Origin of the sequence: Candidatus Nitrotoga sp. 1052, assembly GCF_927312905.1 — a bacterium.
GTDB lineage: Bacteria > Pseudomonadota > Gammaproteobacteria > Burkholderiales > Gallionellaceae > Nitrotoga.
This window is the reverse complement of the sequence record NZ_CAKMHQ010000060.1, coordinates 14,899-35,940: the sequence shown is the minus strand read 5'-3', so window position 1 is coordinate 35,940 and position 21,042 is coordinate 14,899. Positions and strand designations below refer to the sequence as shown.

The 21,042-nt window shown below is 54.4% G+C and carries 23 protein-coding genes; 22 read left to right on the top strand and 1 reads right to left on the bottom strand.

All coding sequences use genetic code 11. The annotated features are described in order from the left end of the window. Positions 1-181: 181 nt before the first annotated feature. Positions 182-1,153, bottom strand: coding sequence for an AAA family ATPase (locus MJ768_RS11990; protein ID WP_239292088.1), 972 nt, complete (start codon positions 1,151-1,153; stop codon positions 182-184). Positions 1,154-1,756: 603 nt separating this feature from the next. On the opposite strand from MJ768_RS11990, the gene MJ768_RS11985 reads away from it, so the two are divergent. From MJ768_RS11985 to MJ768_RS11880, 22 genes are all read left to right on the top strand, one after another. Then, positions 1,757-2,230, top strand: coding sequence for a hypothetical protein (locus tag MJ768_RS11985; protein ID WP_239292087.1), 474 nt, complete (start codon positions 1,757-1,759; stop codon positions 2,228-2,230). A 468-nt stretch (positions 2,231-2,698) separates the two neighbouring features. Then, a complete protein-coding gene (ltrA, locus tag MJ768_RS11980) occupies positions 2,699-3,715 on the top strand; it encodes a group II intron reverse transcriptase/maturase (RefSeq protein WP_239292086.1) in 1,017 nt (338 codons plus the stop codon). Between the two features lie 9 nt (positions 3,716-3,724). Next, a complete protein-coding gene (locus tag MJ768_RS11975) occupies positions 3,725-4,039 on the top strand; it encodes a group II intron maturase-specific domain-containing protein (RefSeq protein WP_239292085.1) in 315 nt (104 codons plus the stop codon). A 112-nt stretch (positions 4,040-4,151) separates the two neighbouring features. Next, on the top strand, positions 4,152-4,508 hold the full coding sequence (locus MJ768_RS11970) for a TfoX/Sxy family protein (RefSeq protein WP_239292084.1): 357 nt from the start codon (positions 4,152-4,154) through the stop codon (positions 4,506-4,508). After that, positions 4,505-4,963 carry a hypothetical protein gene (locus tag MJ768_RS11965; RefSeq protein ID WP_239292083.1) on the top strand — a complete coding sequence of 153 codons (459 nt, stop codon included), beginning with the start codon at positions 4,505-4,507 and terminating at the stop codon, positions 4,961-4,963. Before MJ768_RS11970 ends, MJ768_RS11965 begins: the two co-directional genes overlap by 4 nt. A gap of 637 nt (positions 4,964-5,600) precedes the next feature. Beyond that, positions 5,601-5,966 carry a hypothetical protein gene (locus tag MJ768_RS11960; protein ID WP_239292082.1) on the top strand — a complete coding sequence of 122 codons (366 nt, stop codon included), beginning with the start codon at positions 5,601-5,603 and terminating at the stop codon, positions 5,964-5,966. Between the two features lie 43 nt (positions 5,967-6,009). Further along, complete coding sequence (locus MJ768_RS11955; RefSeq protein WP_239292081.1) at positions 6,010-7,593, top strand: phage tail sheath family protein; 1,584 nt, start codon at positions 6,010-6,012, stop codon at positions 7,591-7,593. A 22-nt stretch (positions 7,594-7,615) separates the two neighbouring features. Continuing rightward, the gene (locus MJ768_RS11950) at positions 7,616-8,140 is read left to right on the top strand and encodes a phage tail protein (protein ID WP_239190117.1); all 525 of its coding nucleotides are present in this window, start codon (positions 7,616-7,618) and stop codon (positions 8,138-8,140) included. Continuing rightward, a complete protein-coding gene (locus MJ768_RS11945; protein WP_239292080.1) occupies positions 8,140-8,880 on the top strand; it encodes a hypothetical protein in 741 nt (246 codons plus the stop codon). The genes MJ768_RS11950 and MJ768_RS11945 overlap by 1 nt, the downstream gene beginning before the upstream one ends. Then, positions 8,877-9,611, top strand: coding sequence for a hypothetical protein (locus MJ768_RS11940; protein WP_239292079.1), 735 nt, complete (start codon positions 8,877-8,879; stop codon positions 9,609-9,611). Before MJ768_RS11945 ends, MJ768_RS11940 begins: the two co-directional genes overlap by 4 nt. Further along, positions 9,608-10,948, top strand: coding sequence for a DUF4255 domain-containing protein (locus tag MJ768_RS11935; protein ID WP_239292077.1), 1,341 nt, complete (start codon positions 9,608-9,610; stop codon positions 10,946-10,948). The genes MJ768_RS11940 and MJ768_RS11935 overlap by 4 nt, the downstream gene beginning before the upstream one ends. Then, on the top strand, positions 10,945-12,876 hold the full coding sequence (locus tag MJ768_RS11930) for an ATP-binding protein (protein ID WP_239292075.1): 1,932 nt from the start codon (positions 10,945-10,947) through the stop codon (positions 12,874-12,876). The genes MJ768_RS11935 and MJ768_RS11930 overlap by 4 nt, the downstream gene beginning before the upstream one ends. Further along, on the top strand, positions 12,873-13,127 hold the full coding sequence (locus MJ768_RS11925) for a hypothetical protein (protein WP_239292073.1): 255 nt from the start codon (positions 12,873-12,875) through the stop codon (positions 13,125-13,127). Before MJ768_RS11930 ends, MJ768_RS11925 begins: the two co-directional genes overlap by 4 nt. Continuing rightward, complete coding sequence (locus MJ768_RS11920; protein ID WP_239292072.1) at positions 13,124-14,173, top strand: eCIS core domain-containing protein; 1,050 nt, start codon at positions 13,124-13,126, stop codon at positions 14,171-14,173. The genes MJ768_RS11925 and MJ768_RS11920 overlap by 4 nt, the downstream gene beginning before the upstream one ends. 57 nt (positions 14,174-14,230) lie before the next feature. Further along, positions 14,231-16,093 carry an eCIS core domain-containing protein gene (locus MJ768_RS11915; RefSeq protein WP_239292071.1) on the top strand — a complete coding sequence of 621 codons (1,863 nt, stop codon included), beginning with the start codon at positions 14,231-14,233 and terminating at the stop codon, positions 16,091-16,093. Positions 16,094-16,095: 2 nt separating this feature from the next. Then, a complete protein-coding gene (locus MJ768_RS11910; RefSeq protein WP_239292070.1) occupies positions 16,096-16,431 on the top strand; it encodes a hypothetical protein in 336 nt (111 codons plus the stop codon). A gap of 96 nt (positions 16,432-16,527) precedes the next feature. After that, positions 16,528-16,734, top strand: a complete 207-nt coding sequence (locus MJ768_RS11905) for a hypothetical protein (RefSeq protein ID WP_239292069.1) — start codon at positions 16,528-16,530, stop codon at positions 16,732-16,734. A 171-nt stretch (positions 16,735-16,905) separates the two neighbouring features. Beyond that, a complete protein-coding gene (locus tag MJ768_RS11900) occupies positions 16,906-18,246 on the top strand; it encodes an eCIS core domain-containing protein (RefSeq protein WP_239292068.1) in 1,341 nt (446 codons plus the stop codon). Between the two features lie 130 nt (positions 18,247-18,376). Next, a complete protein-coding gene (locus MJ768_RS11895; RefSeq protein WP_239292067.1) occupies positions 18,377-19,033 on the top strand; it encodes a CIS tube protein in 657 nt (218 codons plus the stop codon). Continuing rightward, the gene (locus MJ768_RS11890; protein WP_239292066.1) at positions 19,033-19,398 is read left to right on the top strand and encodes a LysM domain-containing protein; all 366 of its coding nucleotides are present in this window, start codon (positions 19,033-19,035) and stop codon (positions 19,396-19,398) included. The genes MJ768_RS11895 and MJ768_RS11890 overlap by 1 nt, the downstream gene beginning before the upstream one ends. Beyond that, entirely contained in the window at positions 19,388-20,530 is a 1,143-nt protein-coding gene (locus MJ768_RS11885; protein WP_239292064.1) for a hypothetical protein, read from the top strand. The genes MJ768_RS11890 and MJ768_RS11885 overlap by 11 nt, the downstream gene beginning before the upstream one ends. Further along, positions 20,527-21,042: a phage baseplate assembly protein V gene (locus MJ768_RS11880; RefSeq protein ID WP_239292062.1), complete on the top strand. Its 516-nt coding sequence runs from the start codon at positions 20,527-20,529 to the stop codon at positions 21,040-21,042. The genes MJ768_RS11885 and MJ768_RS11880 overlap by 4 nt, the downstream gene beginning before the upstream one ends.

The window sequence follows — 21,042 nt, the reverse complement described above, 5'->3', positions numbered from 1 at the left end:
ACGAATAAAAAATTTGAGCGCTGCATATAGTTGATATGTAAGCTCTAATTTTTTAGAGTAACGCCGTATTGTGACGAAAATTGGATTTTTAGAGGTGCCCTATAGCTTCCATATAATATAAATGGATACTAAAAGTGGTAATGGTTCGATGCTGATTAACAAATCTACCCTCACTGGCGCCTCAGCAAAACCCGATTTTTTTCTTTTTGCCAGAAGATATCTTACGGTTATTCAAATCTTCCGGTAGCAGGTGGTCTCGTTTATCCAGCTTGGCGTTGCCAAAGGCGTCAACCAGCACCTTCCGCATATCCCTCGGCGCATCTTCTGCCAGGCAATCCAGTACGTCGTTGCTTGGCTCGACATCAAAGACCCATTTATGCTGTTCGAGAATGTCCCGATAGATAGACAGAGCAATTTTGATGGATCCATCGTGATCCGGACGCTCGATTACGTACACATCCATACGATTCAGGATTGGGTCGGGAATGCTGCTTTCGTTGTTGGCCGTGGCGACCCAGAGAATGTTGCTGGCATCAATATTCACCTCGACGAATTCGTCCTTGAAGTGCAACGCCGTATCGTGCTCCAACAGCCCGTAGAGCGAACCCATTGGGTCGTATCGGCTATCGCCACCAGCTTTGTCCAGTTCGTCTAGTGTAATCAGAGGATTGGCAAAATCGCCGTTAATCAGGGCTTGGGCCACTTTGCCAGGCTTGGCATTGTTCCACTGGGAAGAAGCACCGGAAAGAATCCAACCTGCAGTCAGCGAACTCATGGAGAGGAATTCAAAAGACGTTCCCAGTACTTTAGCCATACTTTTTGCGAAGTGGGTTTTGCCCAAACCGGGTTCGCCCAGCAGTAGCATAGGCGTAAACTGCATCGGCTCGTTGCCGTCGATGGCCAGCGCCATGTGTCTTTTGAGGGCATCTATCACCTCGCTGAAATTAGGGGATGATTCATACAAATCGTCCAGCCCGCTTGTGGAAGAAGGTTTGACAATAAAACGCACCCCCCCGCTCTTTTTCATGCCTTTGTACATGGCTTGTAGCGTTTCGTTACCCTTAGAGCAGGAATCCCCCATGGCGCGTTCGACATCCGCGACACTGTAAATCGTTTTGAATTCTGCAAGCGGGATTTGGGTGGGCATATTCATAAAAACCTCCGTGTTTATTAAGTGAGACACTTTTTCTGTATCAAATTTAAACAGAACCAATTCGATCTGCAGACGGACCAGTGGTAATGGAATATGTTGCATGATCCATTTGCAGTGCGTTTGATATATGTATCGGCGCAAAATGCAAAAGGTTAAAAATTAGTCAGCTCAAATCACTAACTTTTATTGCGATGCTCTTGGGTGATTTTCTCCCAATAGTTTGAAACCTCCCGTAGCTGCTCTGAATTTTTCGATTGCTTGTGTTGTTCCACGAAAGACCCGAAAATTTCAGTTTGAGTGGTCTAGCTATCTGTGAAGTGGTACAGAGTTTGTTGGGATGCTAGAACTGATCCCGTGCCGTTATGATAACGATAGTGGATTGCGCCTATAATCAGCTCTATGTATCCATAATCCCCTGTTTTACTTGAACGGGGAAAATGAAATGGCGTATTTATCAACTAAATTCGGGTGTGATGCAGGTTTTGCCTTCAATTAAAACAATGAATTATAAAATAAGCGCCTGTTTATGCACCTTACAGGTGCCTTTGTCGGCATTTTTTAAGGTGTCTAATTTACTTTAGGTCTCATTAGACAGGAGGGAGTATGCAACTTGAAGTCCAACATCCAGAATTCAAGTCGCAACGACTGACGGTTGAAACCGCTGGGACATTTCGTGGGCCGAAATTACTGCTCGATGGTACGGTTGTGAAGAAGCAGAAAGGTCGCTACAAAGTTACGGCAGACTCTGGTGCAGAGACCTCGATCCAACTTAAGTACAACTACCTAGACCCAATTCCAAAAATCAAGATTGGCGAAGATGTAATTGAAATTGCCAGCCCACTGAAGTGGTACGAGCACACGTGGATTGCCTTGCCAATTGCGATGATAGTTACTGGCGGCGCAATCGGGGGGTTTTGCGGCGGAGTTGCCGCCAACGTAAGTGGCAGGATTTTTAGGAGTGATCGCAGCTCGCTTGCAAAATATGGTTTGTCTGCACTTGTAATGCTGAGTGCGGTGATCGCATTCGTTGTGCTTGTCACTGTATTTCGGCTACTTGTAGGCGCTCCGAATAAATGAGACCTAACTCTACCGTCAAGCGGGACTGCGCAGAAGCGCGCAGCCCCTTACTTCCACGTGTGTGCCGGGCATGGCACGTAACTATGGCGGTGGAAGTCCGCCAGCCAGGTTTTCGCAGAGCCGAAGGCTAGGGAAACGGCAAGGGCGTTGCCGCGAGGCAGGGTCTGGAGGAAGCTGAACCCAAAGCTGCGGGGCGATGAACAAAAACCGGATATGAGGCGTGGTACATCCGGGGCGAGCGGGCACGTGACCGCGAAGCCCTCCATCTGCGGTTGGGATGTACTTTGTAAATCCGGCGCTCGCGCAGCGAAAGTGACGTGCCTTACCCCGGGAGATCTCCCCGGTGCTTCGGAAGATTGAAGCTGGGCGCTGAGAGATTGGCGCTGAATACCATGGAGAAGTCAGCAGAAGGCATAGTAGGCGGGTGGCACCGCCGAAGGCCTGAACGATGAATGACAAGGCGGACAAGTGAAGAGAGAAGGCATTGCATCTGACAACCAACCTATGTTGGCTGCGCGTACAGCGCAGGATGAAGCCGTTTCTGGAGAGCCTGGGCATGCCGAGTCGATTCAACCCAAAGCGTTGCTGGAGCGCGTGTTAGAACGCGAAAACCTGCGACGCGCACTCAAGCAAGTACGCCAGAACAAAGGCGCGCTGGGCATCGACGGCATGACAGTCGATGACCTGCCAGAATACCTCCGACACCACTGGCCGAAGCTGCGCGCACAACTGAAGACAGGCACCTATGTGCCCCAGCCAGTGCGGCGCGTAGAAATTCCAAAGGCAGATGGGAAAACCCGACCCTTGGGGATTCCCACGGTGTTAGACCGATTCATCCAGCAAACCATCGCGCAGATTATTAGCGCACAATGGGAGCCCCAGTTTCACCCGCACAGCTACGGATTCCGCCCACAACGCTCGGCCCACCAGGCCGTGCGTCACGTGCAAGCGCATATCCGGCAAGGCTGGAAATGGGTGGTGGACATGGACTTGCAAGCGTTCTTTGACCGAGTCAATCATGACCGGTTGATGGTCAGGCTCAAAAGCCGCTGTCACGACCACGATCTGTTACGACTCATCAACCGCTACCTCAAGGCCGGTGTCTGCGTGGGGGAACATACCGAAGCGACAACGATGGGCGTACCGCAAGGCGGACCGCTCTCCCCGGTGTTAGCCAACGTCGTGCTGGATGAACTGGATTGGGAACTGGAACGGCGCGGCCACCGCTTTGCGCGCTATGCTGACGACTGCAACATCATGGTCAAAAGCCTGCGCGCAGGAGAGCGGGTCATGGCAAGCGTAAGTCGCTTTGTCAGCAAATCACTGCGGCTCACAGTGAATCCGCTGAAAAGCGCGGTAGACCGCCCAGCCAAACGCAAGTTTCTGGGATTTACGGTCAGTCGCAATGGCGCCCTGCTCAAGGTGGCGGACAAAGCTATTGACAAGCTCAAGGCGCGGGTGCGCGAACTGACCCGTCGTACATGAGGCCGCCGTTTGAGCGACATCGTGGCAGAGCTGAGAGAAACCCTGCTTGGATGGAAAGCGTACTTCGGTATTGCCGAGGTGATGAGCCCTCTGCGCGAGATAGACAAATGGGTACGACGCAAATTACGCTGTTACATCTGGAAGCAATGGGGACGAGCCGGCTACCGGGAACTGCGCAAACGCGGTGTGAGCGTGCGTGAAGCATGGAACACCAGCAAGTCTGCGCATGGGCCTTGGCGGCTATCGAAGACCCCTGCGCTCGCGCTGGCTTTGCCGGTGCGGTACTTCAGCAGTATTGGGCTACCTGCTCTTGCAGCAAAGTAGGAATTTTATTCATCGAACCGCCGTGTACGTGATCCGTACGCACGGTGGTGTGGGAGGGAGGAGTCGTGAGGCTTCTTCCTATCCCGATTAGGTGCGATAAGGAGTTCTGTGCATGCTGAAACCGAATGTCGAATCCGGTCACAAGGCGATCCTCGATTCTTTGTTGCTCAATATGCCAAGCGTGGCAGAGGGAAAGATGTTCGGTTATGCCGCTTACTATGTAAACGGAAAGCTATTCGCCTGTATCTACGGCCAAGGGGTAGGAGTCAAGGTTCCTGAGGAGGTCGCGAACAAGCTTCTATCTGAGAAACATGTTGTCCCATTCCAGCCCCTTGGCAAACCGAAAATGCGTGAGTGGATTCAAATAAATCGTGCGAGGTCGGCGGACTACCGAAAGGATATAGACATCTTCCGTACCTCTGTAGAGTTCGTGAGTCAAATACAAACCACGAAAGGAAAGAAAAAATGACAAAGAACGGCGTCGCGAAAATTCTGGTCGCAGGTCTCGTGGGTGGCTTTATAGGTAACGGGGTGCTGGGCGCCTTATTTTCCAGCCCTCCGATCCAGTCGATACTTTACAACCCAGAATGGCAAAGTCAGCTCTTTATAGAGATTACCCCGAAACGAAACATACCCGTCTCGGTCGCTGGCCTTGTCATATTGAGCATCATCCACGCTTGGCTTTTCAGCGTTCTCATGCCCTCGATACCCGGGAAAACATGGTTGAAAAAGGGACTGTTCTGGGGGTTAACGATTTGGTTAATGTATTGGTTGTTTCAGGAATGGTTCATATACAACACGTTGCTTGGTGAGCCGCTCCTTCTGAATGTCCTCGAACTCACTATATTGATGCTGGGTTCCTTGGTTGAAGGAATCGTCATTGCGTTTTTTCTGGCACGCAAACCTTCAGGCGGCGCGGGGTAAATGAACATCGCACCTAACGATAAGGTTAGATTGTGATCGCGAAGCGAGCCACAATCTGAACCGTTTGTTTTACAAGCCCGGTGAGGCTGCTGTGAATCTGCTTGTTATGGAAATATCTCTCTGATCGTAGCGGCGCCATCGGGTCCTGTTCCGCGTCATACCCAAAATCCACCGCTAAAAGTTGCCCTTGCAGCAACCTGTTCCGCTCAACTTGCCATTCTTAATACGTTTTACCTGATTTCACCCTCTTGCGGTCGAGTGCGCCCAATAGCTCATGCGGCCTCCGGTAGCGATATGAAAAATTCGCTTTGTTCTGCCGCGGATGGCGGCAGGCGCGGACCCACATTCTAATGTTGGCTACCGCACAGAGTTAGCGATGAAGCAGATGTACGATTTTATTAAATTGACGTTGGATGCGGCGCAAATGACGAATTACTTATCTACTGGGTGCGCTCAAAAATCAACCGCAACACCTTGAAAATATTAATGTGTTTGCTTGTAAAAACAAAAATCTGTACAGGCAGTTGAGTGCTGAAGAACGAGCAACGATTCTTGATTGGTAACAGGATGGGTGATCAGCCCAAGACCTGAAAGTTAGCCAATTTATGAGCAATTCCAAACCTTCAGGGAGGTTCACATGGCAGAAAAAATCAATTGGAACTTTGTAGTGCAGGCACTCAACGGCCCGTCCGTCTCCGGTTCAGACACTATGGAGGTGGAAGCATACGACAAGATCAAGGTGACGATCACAGCTGGTGCGACCCAGCAGGTCAATCTGGTGCCAAGCGGGACTGTCTCGCTGCTCGTCATTAATCCGGCCGTACCGGACGCTGATCTTAGCTATAAGGTTGGTGCCAAGGTAGTCGCGCTTGATAGCCCGCACGTGTTGATCGGCGCAGGCGCAGTAAGCTTGCTTGGCGGCGCGGCGAATCTTTCCTTCACCAATAACACAGCCGCCGACGCGACCATCGAGATACTGCTTGGACGCGACGCTACGCCGTAAATCCGTACCATAAACATAACCATCACTTTAAAGGAGGAGCAACATGCCGGTTACCTTATCCTACCCTGGCGTCTATATTGAAGAAGTGCCCAGTGGCGTGCGCACTGTCACCGGTGTGGCTACCTCCATCACCGCCTTCATCGGGCGCACCCTGCGCGGCCCGGTGAATGATCCGGTGCGCGTGCAAAGCTTTGGCGAATTTGAGCGGCGTTTCGGCGGGCTGTGGCGCGACAGCACCCTGAGCTACGCTCTACAACAGTTCTTCCAGAATGGCGGCACCGACGCCCTTATCGTGCGCGTTCACAATGGCGCGGCAGCCGCCACCCTCACCTTGGCGGTAGGCTTCAACCTGGTTGCTGCGAATCCCGGCAAGTGGGGCGAGAAGCTGCGGGTTCGCATCGATTACAACACCCGCCCTCATCTCCCCACCGATCCTGCTAACAGCTTGTTCAATCTTTCGGTGCGCGACACCGCTACTGGTACGACCGAGCGCTTTCTTAACCTCTCCACCGATCCCAATAACGCGCGCTTTGTCACGCGGGTGCTCGAACAGGAGTCCAATTTGGTGCGGATCGTCACACCACCCGGCACCGTGCCTGCGCTGCGTCCCACCGCTCATGGCAATCCGCCCGCCGGCGCCGATCCGCTGCTGGACAATGCCTCCTCGACCGCGTTCACGGCGACTGGCAATGAAGGGGCAGCCATCACTGACAACCAGATATCACTGGCCTCGCTGGAAGCTGCCAAACAGGGGATATGGGCACTGCAGAAGGCAGACCTGTTCAATTTGCTGTGCGTTCCGCCGCTGACGCGTGAACCAGGCGGCGATGTGAATTCTCAAACCCGCAGCGCCGCCGCTGCCTATTGCCTTGCGCGGCGCGCCATGTACATCGTCGACCCTCTCATGGCCTGGGACGAGCCCTCCGATCTTACCGGCGCCAGCGGCCTGGACAGCGTCAGTTGGGGCCTGGCCCGCAGCGCAAATGCGGCGCTGTATTTTCCCTATCTTCGCCAGCCCGATCCTTTGCAGGAAAACCGCTTGGCTGACTTTGCCCCCTGCGGTGCGGTGGCCGGAATCATGGCGCGCACCGACGGCCAGCGTGGCGTGTGGAAAGCCCCTGCCGGTAACGATGCCACACTTAATGGCGTGGTCGAACTCACGGTAAAACTTACCGATGGTGAAAATGGCCAACTCAATCCACTGGCAGTCAACTGTCTGCGCTCCTTCCCGGTCACCGGCCGACTTGTATGGGGTGCTCGCACCTTGCGCGGCGCGGACCAACTTGCCTCGGAATGGAAATACCTTCCGGTGCGCCGCACGGCGCTGTTCCTCGAGGAAAGCCTGTTCCGAGGTTCGCAATGGGTGGTGTTCGAACCGAACGATGAACCGCTTTGGGCACAGATACGCCTCAATCTCGGTGCCTTCATGCAGAACCTGTTTCGCCAAGGCGCCTTTCAGGGCCGCAGCCCGCGCGAGGCGTACTTTGTCAAATGCGACAGGGAAACCACCACCCAGAACGACATTGATCTGGGCATCGTCAACATCGTGGTGGGCTTCGCGCCGCTCAAGCCTGCCGAATTCGTGGTGATCAAGCTGCAGCAGATCGCCGGCCAAATTCAATCCTGACCCCGATAATTAGGAGACATCCATGGCAACATTCACCGTCAATGCACAGCGTTTTGATCCGTACAAAAATTTCAAATTCCGCGTCAAATGGGATGGCCGTTATGTCGCGGGCATCTCCAAGGTGGGCGCAATCAAGCGCAGCACCGAACTGGTTGAACACCGGGAGGGTGGCGATCCATCAACTTCGCGCAAGTCGCCCGGCCGTACCAAATTCGAGGCAATTACGCTGGATCGCGGCGTCACCCATGACACCGAATTTGAAAAGTGGGCCAACAAGGTTTGGAACTACGGCTCCGGTTTGGGCGCCGAGGTCTCGCTGAAAGATTTCCGCAAGGATCTCATCATCGAGGTCTATAACGAGGCAGGCCAGCTTGCGCTTGCCTACAAGGTATATCGTTGCTGGGTGTCCGAATACCAGGCCTTGCCTGATCTCGATGCCAATGCGAATGCGGTGGCCATCCAGCACATCAAGCTGGAAAACGAGGGCTGGGAACGCGACTACGATGTAACCGAGCCCAGCGAACCCAGCTTTACGGAACCAGCCTGATGCACATGCAAGTTCCTGGCGAAGCGGAGATACTCGCTCTGTGGGAGCGCGGCCTCGCGCGGCATCCGATTGACCGAGCATTGTTGCTTTACGCTTGGGCGCGGCCGGATTTACCGTCTTCCAGTTTTCCAGACCTGCCGTTGGGAGCAATTAACAGGGTGCTATTACGCCTGCGCGAAACTTGCTTCGGACCGCGCATTATTGCCTGCATTGATTGCGAGCATTGCGGCACACGCATGGAAGTCGCCCTCTATACCGGGCAGCTACTTGCTGCTACCAACGAGGACGAGACGAGCAGCGATTTCAAAGTTACACCAGCCGAGTTTGAAGTCTCCAGTCTTCGCTTCCGCGTACCATGCAGCCGCGACCTCGCGGCGGTTAGCGGGGAGCAGGATATCAATGCGGCGGCAGTGAAGCTACTGGAAAGATGTTGCCTTGACCGACCTGAGAAAATTGATGCGGGTTTTTTTGCAAATATGCTTGCCGAGGCCGAAGCGGCCATGGAGGAACTTGATCCTGCGGCTGAGATAAACCTATCCCTTAGCTGTGAGGATTGTGGCCACAGTTGGTTGGCAAACTTCAATATCGGCACGTTGTTGTGGGATGAAATCGATGTGCGTGCCCGAGCCTTGCTTGCCGAAGTGCATAGCCTTGCCCAGGCATATGGTTGGACTGAACCGGAAATATTCGCTCTCTCGCCCCAACGGCGTGCAGCTTATCTCGACATGGTGGGCGTATGAATGGGTTTTTGCATCGGCTTGCCGCGCAGGCCATGGGAAGCACAAATACTCTGCGTTCCGCAGCACGCACGCCATACGCCCCCCCTTTTTCACCGGTAAACAGGGCAGAACCGGACAGGCAAGTTGCTGCATTGGATACTGCTGGTAATGAGCGACAGCATATGGGCAATAGTGGTGCGGCATGGAATCCTGTGCCCAGGCAAGAACAGCATCATGTCAATACGTATAGGGAAATCGGCGCACAACCTCGCGACAATGAAGTTGCACCGTTGTTACCGGAAGTAGTCGTTGTCCAACCGGACACTGGGTTTTATGCAAAGCCGGGCCGCCCCAGTGGCCAATCCTCATCGGCGAAAGCGATGTTGCGGCAATCAAGTATAGAAAAAACGGTTGCGGGCGAACCTCCAGTTTTGGTAGATGGAATTGGAATGCGTATCCCGGGGAATGATTCCGCAACTCTCCCGGACAGCAATTATCCTTCGCCACTTTTGCCGTTGAAGAATGCTGCACGTCCCTCGGCTTTGAATGCGAGTGCGGCAGCGCAACGTGGCGAACACGGCGGTTCCGGTCGGCAGGGTCAGGTCGATGAAATCACCGAGGTGCATGTGAGCATAGGCCGCATCGAAGTCACTGCCGTGCATGAATCGCCACCGCCAAAACGCCAAGCTCCGACGCCAGCCAAGCCGTTGTCGCTCGATGAATATCTTGCTCGCCGAGGGAGGGGAGCATGAGCAGCGCTCTCGCCATTGCCGGGGTGACCGCAGTGTTGCGCGATCTGCTCAATGACGGGCTGATCAACAACGACGCAACAGGCATTCTCGGTGCTACGGTCTCGGTAACCGCTGGCCCACCTGACCGGGTGATACCGTCAAATGGTGGCACTGAGTCCTCCCAACTAAATCTGTTCATGTACCACGTTACGCCCAACAGTGGTTGGCGCAACGAAAGGCTTCCTACGCTCGATACCTCCGGTAACCAGCGACTATTCAACGCACCGCTCGCTCTCAACCTGCATTACCTGCTTTCTGCTCACGGCAGCGAAGACCTGCACGGCGAAATTTTGCTCGGTTATGCCATGCAACTTCTGCACGAAATGCCTATACTCAGTCGCAAAGCTATTCGTAAGGCACTCGATCCATCGCCTCCGATAGGTGGTACGGCGCTTCCGCCGGCGCTGAAAGCCTTGGCGGATTCTGGACTTGAAAACCAGATCGAGCTGATCAAAATCACGCCGGAATATCTCAACACCGAAGAAATGTCCAAGCTCTGGACCGCCACGCAAAGCCATTTGCGTCCAACCGCAGCCTACATGGCCAGCGTGGTGTTAATAGAATCGACCCAATCAGTACGATCATCCCTGCCAGTGCTTACACGGGGGCCTGTGGTAAAGCCCGATCCGCTAAATGTAGATACGTGGTACGAAAGTGGCATCACTGCTGTGGCTGGGCTTACCCCTCCTTACCCGATTCTCGCTGGCATAGAGCTGCCCAACAAGCAGGTAGCCGCGCGGCTCGGCGACGCCATCAAACTGCAAGGCTACAACCTCAGCGGAACAAATCTTGTCGTGCGTTTCGCGCATCCCAGCCTGACGGCACCGATTGATATCTCTTTCGGTACTAATGCAAACGAAGAGAGTTTTTCAGTGACCTTGCCTAATACCGCTCAGGACAACATCGATTGGCCTGCGGGTATATGGGAGGTAACTGCACTTTTACAACGGCCCGGCGAGACTGAAATACGCAGTAGCAATTCGCTTACACTGTTCCTGGCACCGCGCATCGACGTAGTGAGTTCCAGTGCCACACGCGACTCTTCCGGTGTAACCATCAATCTTGTTTTTGCTCCGCAAGCCCGGCCCGGTCAACGAATAAGCCTCAATGCAGGCGGATATGAGGCGGCACCAGAGAAATTTACTGTCCCGACAGCCACCCTTCAATTTAAGTATGTGCAATTGCCAGCGGGGAGCCACCTGTTGCGCTTGCGCGTCGATGGCGCTGATAGCTTGCTGGTGAACCGGCTTACTACGCCGCCGCAATTCGACAGCACACAAGTGTTAACCGTACCATGAACGCCCCCGACCCACGCCACGACTGGACTGATGCAAATCAACGCCTGATGGTGGCTGAACTTGCTCGCATCAAGGCGCGCCTGGCTGGTGAAGACCAGGAACCGGCAATGGCTACAGCAGCCGAAATTCGCGCGGTATTATCGGCACAGTCAGCCATAGATCGCCTGGTGGATTGCTTCGGTCTCAGCACTTTCGAGCGAGACGTTCTCCTGCTTTGTGCAGGCGTGGAGTTGGACGCAAAATTTGCCTCGCTGTGCGCCACTGCGCAAAGCAATCCCCAGCGATCCTATGCGACATTCAGTTTGGCGCTGGCCACGCTGGAAGAACCGCATTGGAGTGCGCTCAGTCCGATACGCCCCTTGCGCCGGTGGCGCCTGATTGAGGTTACCGAAGAAACCAGCCTGGCAAATGCGCGCTTACGCATAGACGAACGGGTGCTGCACTTCCTGGCTGGGATGAATTACCTCGACACCCGCCTGGAACCCCTGCTGCAAAACAGCGGCGTGGCAGCGACGATGGCGGATGTTCAACGCGAAACTGCACAAGCTATATTGGAGATGTTGTTTGAGCGCAATGCACCTGTCCCGGTTATCCAACTGCTGGGGGATGACCGCGACGGTCAGGCAGATATCGCCGCCAGTGTCGCAGCCGAACTCCTCGGGATGCAACTTCATATCCTGCACGCGGAAGACATACCAGCGGGTATTCATGAACGTAACGCCTTCGCCGTGCTGTGGCAGCGGGAATCCGCGCTGCTGTCCAGTGCCTTGCTGATTGAATGCCGCGATCAGGCAAATGCAGCCGCAGTCACCCGGCTCGCCGAAAACTTAAGTGGATTGCTGTTTGTTTCCAGCCATGATCCGCTGGAGCTGCAACGCAGCACCCTGCGCTTTACCGTAAACAAACCGGGCGCCACGGATCAAAGACGCTTGTGGCAACAGGCATTGGGTTCAGCGGCGCAGAAGCTTAATGGTTCGCTGGATGGGGTCGCGTCGCAGTACAGATTGAGCGCACAAACGATCCTGAGCACCGGTGCCGAGATCAGTGGCGCTATCAGCGCAAGCGATAAACCGGACGAACTGCTGTGGCGAGCATGCCGCACTTTGGGGCGACGACAGCTGGATGACTTGGCGCAGCGTGTTGAGCCGGCCTCCCGCTGGGAAGATCTGATCCTGCCGGAACATCAGAAAGTGATCCTGAGCCAGGTCGCCAGCCATGTGCGCAACCGGCTCAAGGTTTGCGACGAATGGGGCTTTGCCCGCAAGAGTGCTCGCGGCATGGGCCTCAGCACCCTGTTCGCTGGTGAAAGCGGTACCGGCAAAACCATGGCCGCCGAAGTATTGGCCAACGAGCTGCACCTCGATCTTTACCGCATAGACCTATCCTCAGTGGTCAGCAAATACATCGGCGAGACGGAAAAGAACCTGCGCAAGGTTTTCGATGCCGCCGAGGACAGCGGCGCAATCCTGCTATTCGACGAGGCCGATGCCCTGTTCGGCAAGCGCAGCGAAGTGAAAGACAGCCATGACCGCCATGCCAACATCGAAGTGAGTTATTTGCTGCAACGCATGGAGGCTTACACCGGCCTTGCCATTTTGACCACCAACTTGAAGACGTCGCTGGATACAGCATTTCAGCGGCGTTTGCGTTTCGTTGTGCAATTCACTTTCCCCGATACCGAACAGCGCGAGGCCATCTGGCGCAGTGTATTTCCCTCTGCCACACCGACCCATGGCCTGGACTACCGCAAGCTGGCGCAGCTCCAGGTGGCAGGCGGAAACATCCGCAACATTGCTCTAAATGCCGCATTCCTGGCTGCCGATGCAGGCGAGGCTGTCGGTATGGTGCATCTGCTGCACGCCGCCCACGGCGAGGGTTCAAAGCGTGAGCGCCCTTTGACCGACGCGGAAACTCGGGGGTGGGTATGAAACGCGTCGTCCTTCACATCGACAGCTTGGTATTGAAAGGTTTCAGGCATGAAGACCGGCATGGCATCGCCGAGGGCCTGCAGCAGGAATTGACCCGTCTGTTTGCCGATCCACAGGCCGCCCAACAGTTGACAGCAAATGGTGATGTGTCGCGGCTGAGGGTCGACAGCATACACATCGGCCAGAATTCAAAACCGCAGCGCGTCGGCTCGCAAGTGGCGCAGGGTATAGGCAAGGGGATGAAGATATGAGCACTTTCGCGGCGCAGGAGAGCACTACCGACAAGTCACAGCCTTTGAGCAATTCGCCTAACGCGGGACTGTTGTCGCAGCGTAAATACGCTTTTGGCTTGCCAAAGTCGTCGCTGACCAGCGAATACGAGGGTAAGACACGCTTGCAAGCCAAGCTCACCATAGGCGCAAGCAACGACCCGCTGGAGCAGGAAGCAGATCGGGTCGCGGATCAAGTATTGGCAGCACCCGCTCATTCCGCAGTAAGCGGAGCGGCACCGAGCATACAGCGATTCACCGGGCAATCAACAGGCGATGAAGGAACTGCACCCGCCAGCGTAGACCGCGTGCTATCTGGTTCCGGTAGGCCGCTTGATCCGACAATACAACAAGACATGGGGCAGCGCTTTGGTCATGATTTTTCGCAGGTGCGGGTGCATACCGGCTCCGTCGCGGAGCAATCGGCGCAAGATATTAACACCCATGCCTATACAGTGGGTCACAACATTGTGTTTGGTGCGGGTGGATTCGCGCCAGAGTCGCACGAGGGACGCAAACTGATTGCCCATGAGTTGACGCATGTGGTGCAGCAAACAGTCGCGGCAGGGATTCATGTTGGCCAAGGCGGTGAAAAACTTACATTATCCTCGGGGAGTAAACACACTATACAAAAGCAGGAAGATAAACCTGTTGCGAATCCCGAGAAAAATAAAACCGACGATTCAACGCTTTCCGTCCAACTTCCCGAACCCGATTTTCTAAGTCTCAAGCAACCTTTTTTCGAGCGTAATGTTTTTCAGCTTTGGGATCCAAGTTCAGCCCTTGGTGTATGGAAATACAATTTGGACTTCTTTAAACGCTTTGGAGTGAGCGATAAATGGGCAGGCAAAGCCGCCAATCTGACCGCTCCGCTCGCCATTGATGCGCAATTAAAAGCCAGCAATCCCAAATGGTGGGAAATAACGGACAGAGAGTTAAAAACAACTTCAATAGTAGCGCCGATACCTATCTTCCAATTTGATGCCAATTTTAAGGATTGGAAGCCGCTACCATTTTTACAGAAATAATATTTGCATCTATAAAGATCAGATGAATTATAACCATCGCCAAGAGGGTTGAAGTTAATGAGTTCAGCTGTACCACTGCAGAACATTGCTGCTAAATCACCGATTGTGAGCAAACCGCCTCACGCGGGATTACTGTTGCAGCGCAAATGCGCTTGTGGCGGGTCGGCAGCATCGTCATTAACGGGTAAATGCGAGGCATGCAAGAGCGAACGTTTGCAAACCAAACTTAGCATAGGTGCAAGCAATGATCCGCTGGAACAGGAAGCGGACCAGGTTGCCGATCAGGTATTGGCAGCAGCGTTACATTCTCCAGTTAGTGGTATACCTCCCCGTATTCAGCGTGACTCGGGGCAAGCGACCGAGGGTACAGATACTGCACCCGCTAGCGTAGAGCATGTCCTTGCCAGTTCCGGCAGGCCGCTCGAGCCAGTGCTGCGGCAGGATATGGAACAACGTTTTGGTCACGACTTTTCTGGGGTGCGGGTTCATTCTGGCTCTGCGGCCGCGCAATCGGCTCGTGAATTGAATGCTCCAGCCTACACTGCCGGACGCGATATAGTTTTTGATTCGGGCAAGTTTGCTCCGAGCACCAATGATGGACGCCGATTGCTTGCCCATGAATTGACGCATGTCGTGCAACAACGCGGTCAACAGGTTGCTGCACAGATGAAACTCGCGGTGAGTACACCGGGCGAGGCCGGAGAACGTGAAGCCGACGCTGCCGCCGATGCGGTCATGCAGGGGCGCAGTGTTCCTTCCATCGCTCATGGGTTTACGAGTATCCAGCGCAAATGTTATTCCGCCGGGCTAGGAACTCCAAAGCCTGATTGCACGCCAAGTGAACGGGGCATAGTCGGTTGGCAGTTTCAGTTCAAGGTGGGTTGCGATGATCTTCTCTCGGGCGAGGAAGCCAAGATCAGCAAACTCAAGGTGGGAAGCGAACTCATGATCCACGGTTTTGCCAGCCAAGAAGGCGATGCGGGTTTCAGCAGGGACCTGTCATGCTACCGGGCCAACCGGATTGCCGACATAGCGCGCAAGCTACGAGCCGATTGCCCTGTGATCGGCATATTCAAACATGGCGAACCGTCTAGGGCCGTTCCGCCGGACTTTTGGCGCAGTGTGATTATCCAGGAAATAACGCCATCGCTGGAGTCGGGCGAACTAGGGCTGGATCCTACTTCGAGCATCAGCAGGTCGTGGGCGTTGTACCGGCGAGCTAAAGTCGATCCGACACGTCCGAATCTTACGCTGGTCTCGGCATGGCGTAGCGAAGTAAAGGATTGGCTTAAGAGCATAGGCAAAACACTGGCTCCGCAGGGTGCCAAGTTGACACGGCGCAATCTGGATGACTACCGGCGCATCTATGCATCTGCCGAACAACTGTGGATAGCAATTGATGAATTGCTCGCGCTGCACAAGTATCCTGATGCAGCGAAAGAAACCTACACAGGTTGGGCGGTAGGAGAAGGTAAAGATCAGAGTAAAAAGTTTAAGACCCACATCGAAAACGTTCCTACCACGGCCAAGTATCACGTAGACATCTTCGGCGAGGGTTACTTCAAAGGGGCGATCAACATCGGCATGGCCGAACGCACCAGCAGCACCGGCATCAGCAACTCGCGCGTGCCTAATCTGATTTACCGCAAGTTTTCCGCCAAGGACGCCACGCTGCCGATCGCCGACCATGCTGCGGATTTGGTCACTTCCGAAAGTGGTCCCATTGGTATACCGGGTCTCGCCGAAGAGATTGCCCGCATTATTGCCCCTGGAGGCACCATCGTGCTCCGCAATCCGATAAAACAAGAAGCCGACCACGACAAGGTCGCCAAAGCGGTGGGAGGCACCATAAAAAAAGTATATATCGACCAAGAATCAGGAAGAAAAATAGAAACGTGGATCGTCGTTCCGGGGCCATAACCATGTCATACAAAGTCACTTGTGATCAAGAAGATTGTCCCAGAATTACTTTAACGGACGAGTCACCCTATTCTCATGCATTGGCCGCTGCTCCTTCTATGCGGGAACCCGAGCTCAACACGGGCAATCGGCTGGTGATGGCCTTCGCCGTTTGGAGCATACCAGACAACTTAGCCATCCAAACTGCTCTTGATGTGGCCAAATGCTTCGGTGGAAAACTCAATCTTGGACTACGCCCCTTTGATGATGCGGAAGAGCTCGGCGCTTGGTGTCCCGGCTTAGAGTACGGTGGACAAAGTCCGCTTTGGTGCTGCTCCGTGATGGCGAGGTATGTATGAAGCGCAGTGGAATTCTTGCAGTTGATGAGTTGGTTGAGTTGATCGGCGGTGCCTGTGATCTGCAAATTGCGCAAGCGGTGTATGGAGGCATCGGTCATGAATAAAGTAATTGTCGCCCAACAAGCTAAAACGGCAAGTTTTTTGCCGCCTGCTCAAGGCCTGCTTCAGCGCAAGTGTACTTGCTGCAATCATATGATTGCAGGCGGGGAGTGTGCGGGGTGTGCGAAGAATAAAGCTGGTTTAAACGGAAGCTTGTTATTGGCCGAAAACTGGCAATGCCAACTGGAATACCAATCCCTGTGAAAAAGTGAAATGCCCTTAACCAATGACTAGCAATCACTTACAGAGGGTCAACAATCAATGGGATCAACCTCGATTGAGTGAACAATTATAATTGCAACGAGGGAGAACTTATGTTAGCTGCGCGGAATAAAAGTAATAAAGTAAAGACCTCGACAACCAGGAGATGAAGTAATGAGTACCGCTGCACCACTACAGAACGCTGTCGCCAAATCATTGCTCGTGGGTAAATCGCCTCAAGCGGGATTGCTGTTGCAGCGCAAATGCGCCTGTGGTGGGCCGGCGTCATCGTCATTAAGTGGTGAATGTGAAGAATGCAATAAAAAACGTTTGCAAAAGAGACTCAGCATAGGCGCAAGCAACGATCCGCTGGAACAGGAGGCGGACCGGATTGCTGATCAAGTACTGGCAGCGCCGGCACATTCCACCGTCAGTGGGATACCGCCGCGCATTCAACGCTTAACGGGGCAATCCTCCGGTGAGGCTGATAGGGCGCCCGCCAGTGTCGATCGCGTGCTTGCCGGTGCCGGCAGGCCGCTTGATACGTTGCTACAGCAAGACATGGGGCAGCGCTTCGGACATGATTTTTCGCAGGTGCGCGTGCACACCGGCTTGGCTGCCGAGCAATCAGCGCGGGACCTACATGCCCATGCTTATACGGTGGGACACAACATTGTGTTTGGGGCAGGCGGATTCGCGCCAGGGTCGCACGAGGGGCGCAGACTGATTGCTCATGAGTTGACGCATGTGGTGCAGATGGAACAGACACCCACTCAGATCAAGCGCAAGATCAGGAGTGATCCCCAAGCCTCGCTTAATAAATTTTTATCTGGAAAGGGGGTTCAACATTACACTGAAAGTAACAGAGTCTACGAACGTCCCAAAGGAGGAGCTGTGAATTTCGAACAGGAGATACTCATCGACATGCTGGCTTCACCGCGCATCTTTAACGTCGAAGGCGGCAGTGACCCAGTTGCAGCATCCAATCTGAACAACCACATCAAAGCGCGGATTGGCATTGTCTTTTTTGCAGGGCAAAAGGAATACAGCTTCGCCGCTTTGGCCGGATGGTCGATGAATCCTAAATACTATGAGTGGGATGTCAGCAAAGGAACCTGGAAGATGAAACCCGATGTGAATCGCCAAGAGGCTTGGGACGATCTTAATGTTAATGCAAAACTTTACGCAATCGGCTGTGCGGCGGCTACGGACCTGACGATGAAAGGAGGCAGCAAGGGTGCGGACATTATTGACAAGCCCAGCAGCGACATGAATGACTGGGTGCCCGGCGAAGCCGGTTACATCGAGAACACGAATTACCCACCCGGTGGCGGCATCGGCGTGTTGGGGGAGAATCTTATATACACCGGTAACGGTAAGTTTTGGGGACATTTGCCCGGTACAGACACTTACCGCACTCTTCCCGAGTGGATCAAGGAAGTTCATAGTTGGCATAAAGGTGCCAAAGTGCTCGACAAGCGCGAATTGCCAGCAACGGGATTAATGGACAAATAAGTTTAAATTTAAGCCAAATCTGAATCACTGGGTTTCCATTGTTAATTAAAAACAACCAAAGTTTTAATCATAATGAACCTGTAATGCCCGTACTAGAAAATCAAGCAATGAGAAAACGAGGAAAACCTAAATGAGCGGCTATTCGAATTCCCCAAAAGTTCTCAAAGGCGGCATCGTGCTGATTGATGCCGAATCGGGCCGGGTGCTGCGCATCATTTCGCTGCAGTACAACCCGGAAAAAATGACGCGCACCCTGCAAGTACAGGGTGCCGGCGGCGAGGGCGGTAACCGCTCGGAGGCCATGCGCTTCAAGGGTCCGGCGGTGGAGACGTTCAAGCTGGAGGCGGACATCGATGCGGCGGATCAACTGGAGTTTCCCGATCAACATCGCTCCGTGGTGGAAAACGGCATCCAGCCGCAAGTGTCGGTGTTGGAATCGCTCGTCAACCCGACCAGCGGTCAGCTGCTCGACCGCAATGCAATGTCACAGTCCGGTACGCTGGAGATCGCGCCGATGGAGGCGCCATTGGCTCTTTTTGTATGGGGAAAAAATCGCATCGTGCCGGTGCGGATTACGGATTTCAGCGTTACCGAGGAGGCCTTCGATCCGTCCTTGAATCCGATCGTCGCCAAAGTAAGTATCGGTTTTAGGGTGCTGAACGTGGACGATCTCGGCTTCGATCACAAGGGCGGCAGTTTGTTCATGAGTTATTTGCAAAACAAGGAAAGGCTTGCGGCTAAAGCCCAGGCGGGCGCTTTCTCCACGCTGGGAATAGGAGGTATTTGATGATAGACCCGATCCAGGCTTTTATGCAGGCGAATTCGCTCGTCACCCCCCTGTTTCCGCCCGAGAGCCGCTACCATGGCATCGCGGCGGTGCAGGCCGCTCAGCCGGACGGCACGGTCGTCGCGTACCTGAAGCGCCGATTCGTGCCGCCGCCTGAGAATTTCTCGCTGTTGCAGGAGCACATGGTCACTGCGGGCGACCGGCTGGACAATCTTGCCGCGCGCTATATCGGCGATCCGTCGCAGTACTGGCGCATCTGCGATGCCAACGGCGCCATACGTCCGGATGAATTGACGGAGACTGCGGGCAAGCGCCTGAGCATCACCTTGCCAGAAGGCGTTCAGGGAGTGATCGATGCTAGCTAAGGGGATACATCTCACGCTGATGATCGGCCCCATCGTGCCGGTGCCGGTGCCGCAGATGGTGATGAATGCGCTCGACAGCGTGCAGGTCACTACTGCAGCAGGCGCGGCGAGCGGCTTCCAGATGAGCTTCCAATTCAGCAGCAAGTCGGAGCTGAACACGTTTTTCATCATCGCTGGCGCGATGAACAGCGGTCCCGCTACGCCGCCATTGCGCGTCATGCTGATCATCACTCTCAACGGTACGCCACAGCCGCTTTTTGACGGGGTGATGACAAATGTAGAGGTGCAGGCGGGAAGCAACGGCTCTCCGGGCACGGTGACGGTTACCGGGGAGGATCTTACCAAGGTCATGGACATGCTCGATTTCAGTGGCCTGCCTTATCCTGCAATGCCAATCGAGGCGCGCGTGGCGCTGATTTGCGCCAAGTATGCGGCCTTTGGCCTGATTCCGCTGATTATTCCAGTACTGTTTCCCGATGTACCCATCCCGGTGGACAAGATTCCTGCCCATAGGGGCACAGACCTTAACTATATCCAGCAGCTCGCTGAGGAGGCCGGCTACATTTTTTACATCGAGCCCGGACCAGTGGCGGGCACCAACATCGCCTATTTCGGGCCCGAGATCAAAGTGGGCGTACCGCAACCGGCACTCAACGTGGACATGGACGCGTTAACCAACGTTGAAAATATGAATTTTTCGTTCGATCCGACAAAGGGCGTGCTGCCGGTCGTGTTCATCCAGAACCAACTTACACGCGTCCCTATTCCGATCCCGATCCCCAACATTAACCCGCTGCAACCACCGCTGGGATTGCTTTCCACAACGATCAGCAATCTCAAAATACTGAAGGACACGGCAAAAATGAACCCGATGCAGGCGATTTTAAGAGGGCTCAATGAAGCGAAGAAGTCGCAGGATTCAGTCAGCGCCAATGGCAGCATCAATGTGCTGCGCTACGGTCGACCACTGAAAGCCAGGCAGCTGGTCGGCGTGCGCGGCGCAGGCATCGCCTACGATGGCCTCTATTTCGTAAAAAGTGTCACCAGCACGCTCAAGCGTGGCGAGTTCAAACAAAGTTTCAACCTGACGCGTAACGGTCTGGTTTCAATCACACCGAGGGTTCCCGTATGAGCGACAGCGGCAATTTCTTTGGCAAGTACCGCGGCATGGTGCTCAACAACATAGACCCGATGCAGCTGGGACGGCTGCAGGTGCAGGTGCCTGATGTGGCGGGTCTCATCCCCGCGACCTGGGCGATGCCCTGTGTGCCGCTGGCCGGGATCAATATGGGCATGTTTGCGTTGCCTATGATCGGCAGCGGCGTGTGGGTAGAGTTCGAACAGGGTAATCCAGATTACCCGATATGGGTCGGCTGCTTCTGGGGCAGCGCCGCAGAGCTGCCGGTGCTGTCGCGTATGGTGCCGCCTGCAGTGCCTGGTATCACGCTACAGACTCCGCTCAAGAATGGCCTGGTTATCAGCGACGTACCCGGCCCCACCGGTGGCATCCAGCTGCAGACCGCGACCGGTGCCATGATCTCGGTGACCGATGTCGGCATCATGATCTCCAACGGCAAGGGCGCGGTGATCAATCTCACCGGGCCGACGGTGGACATCAATCTCGGGGCACTCACGGTGATATAA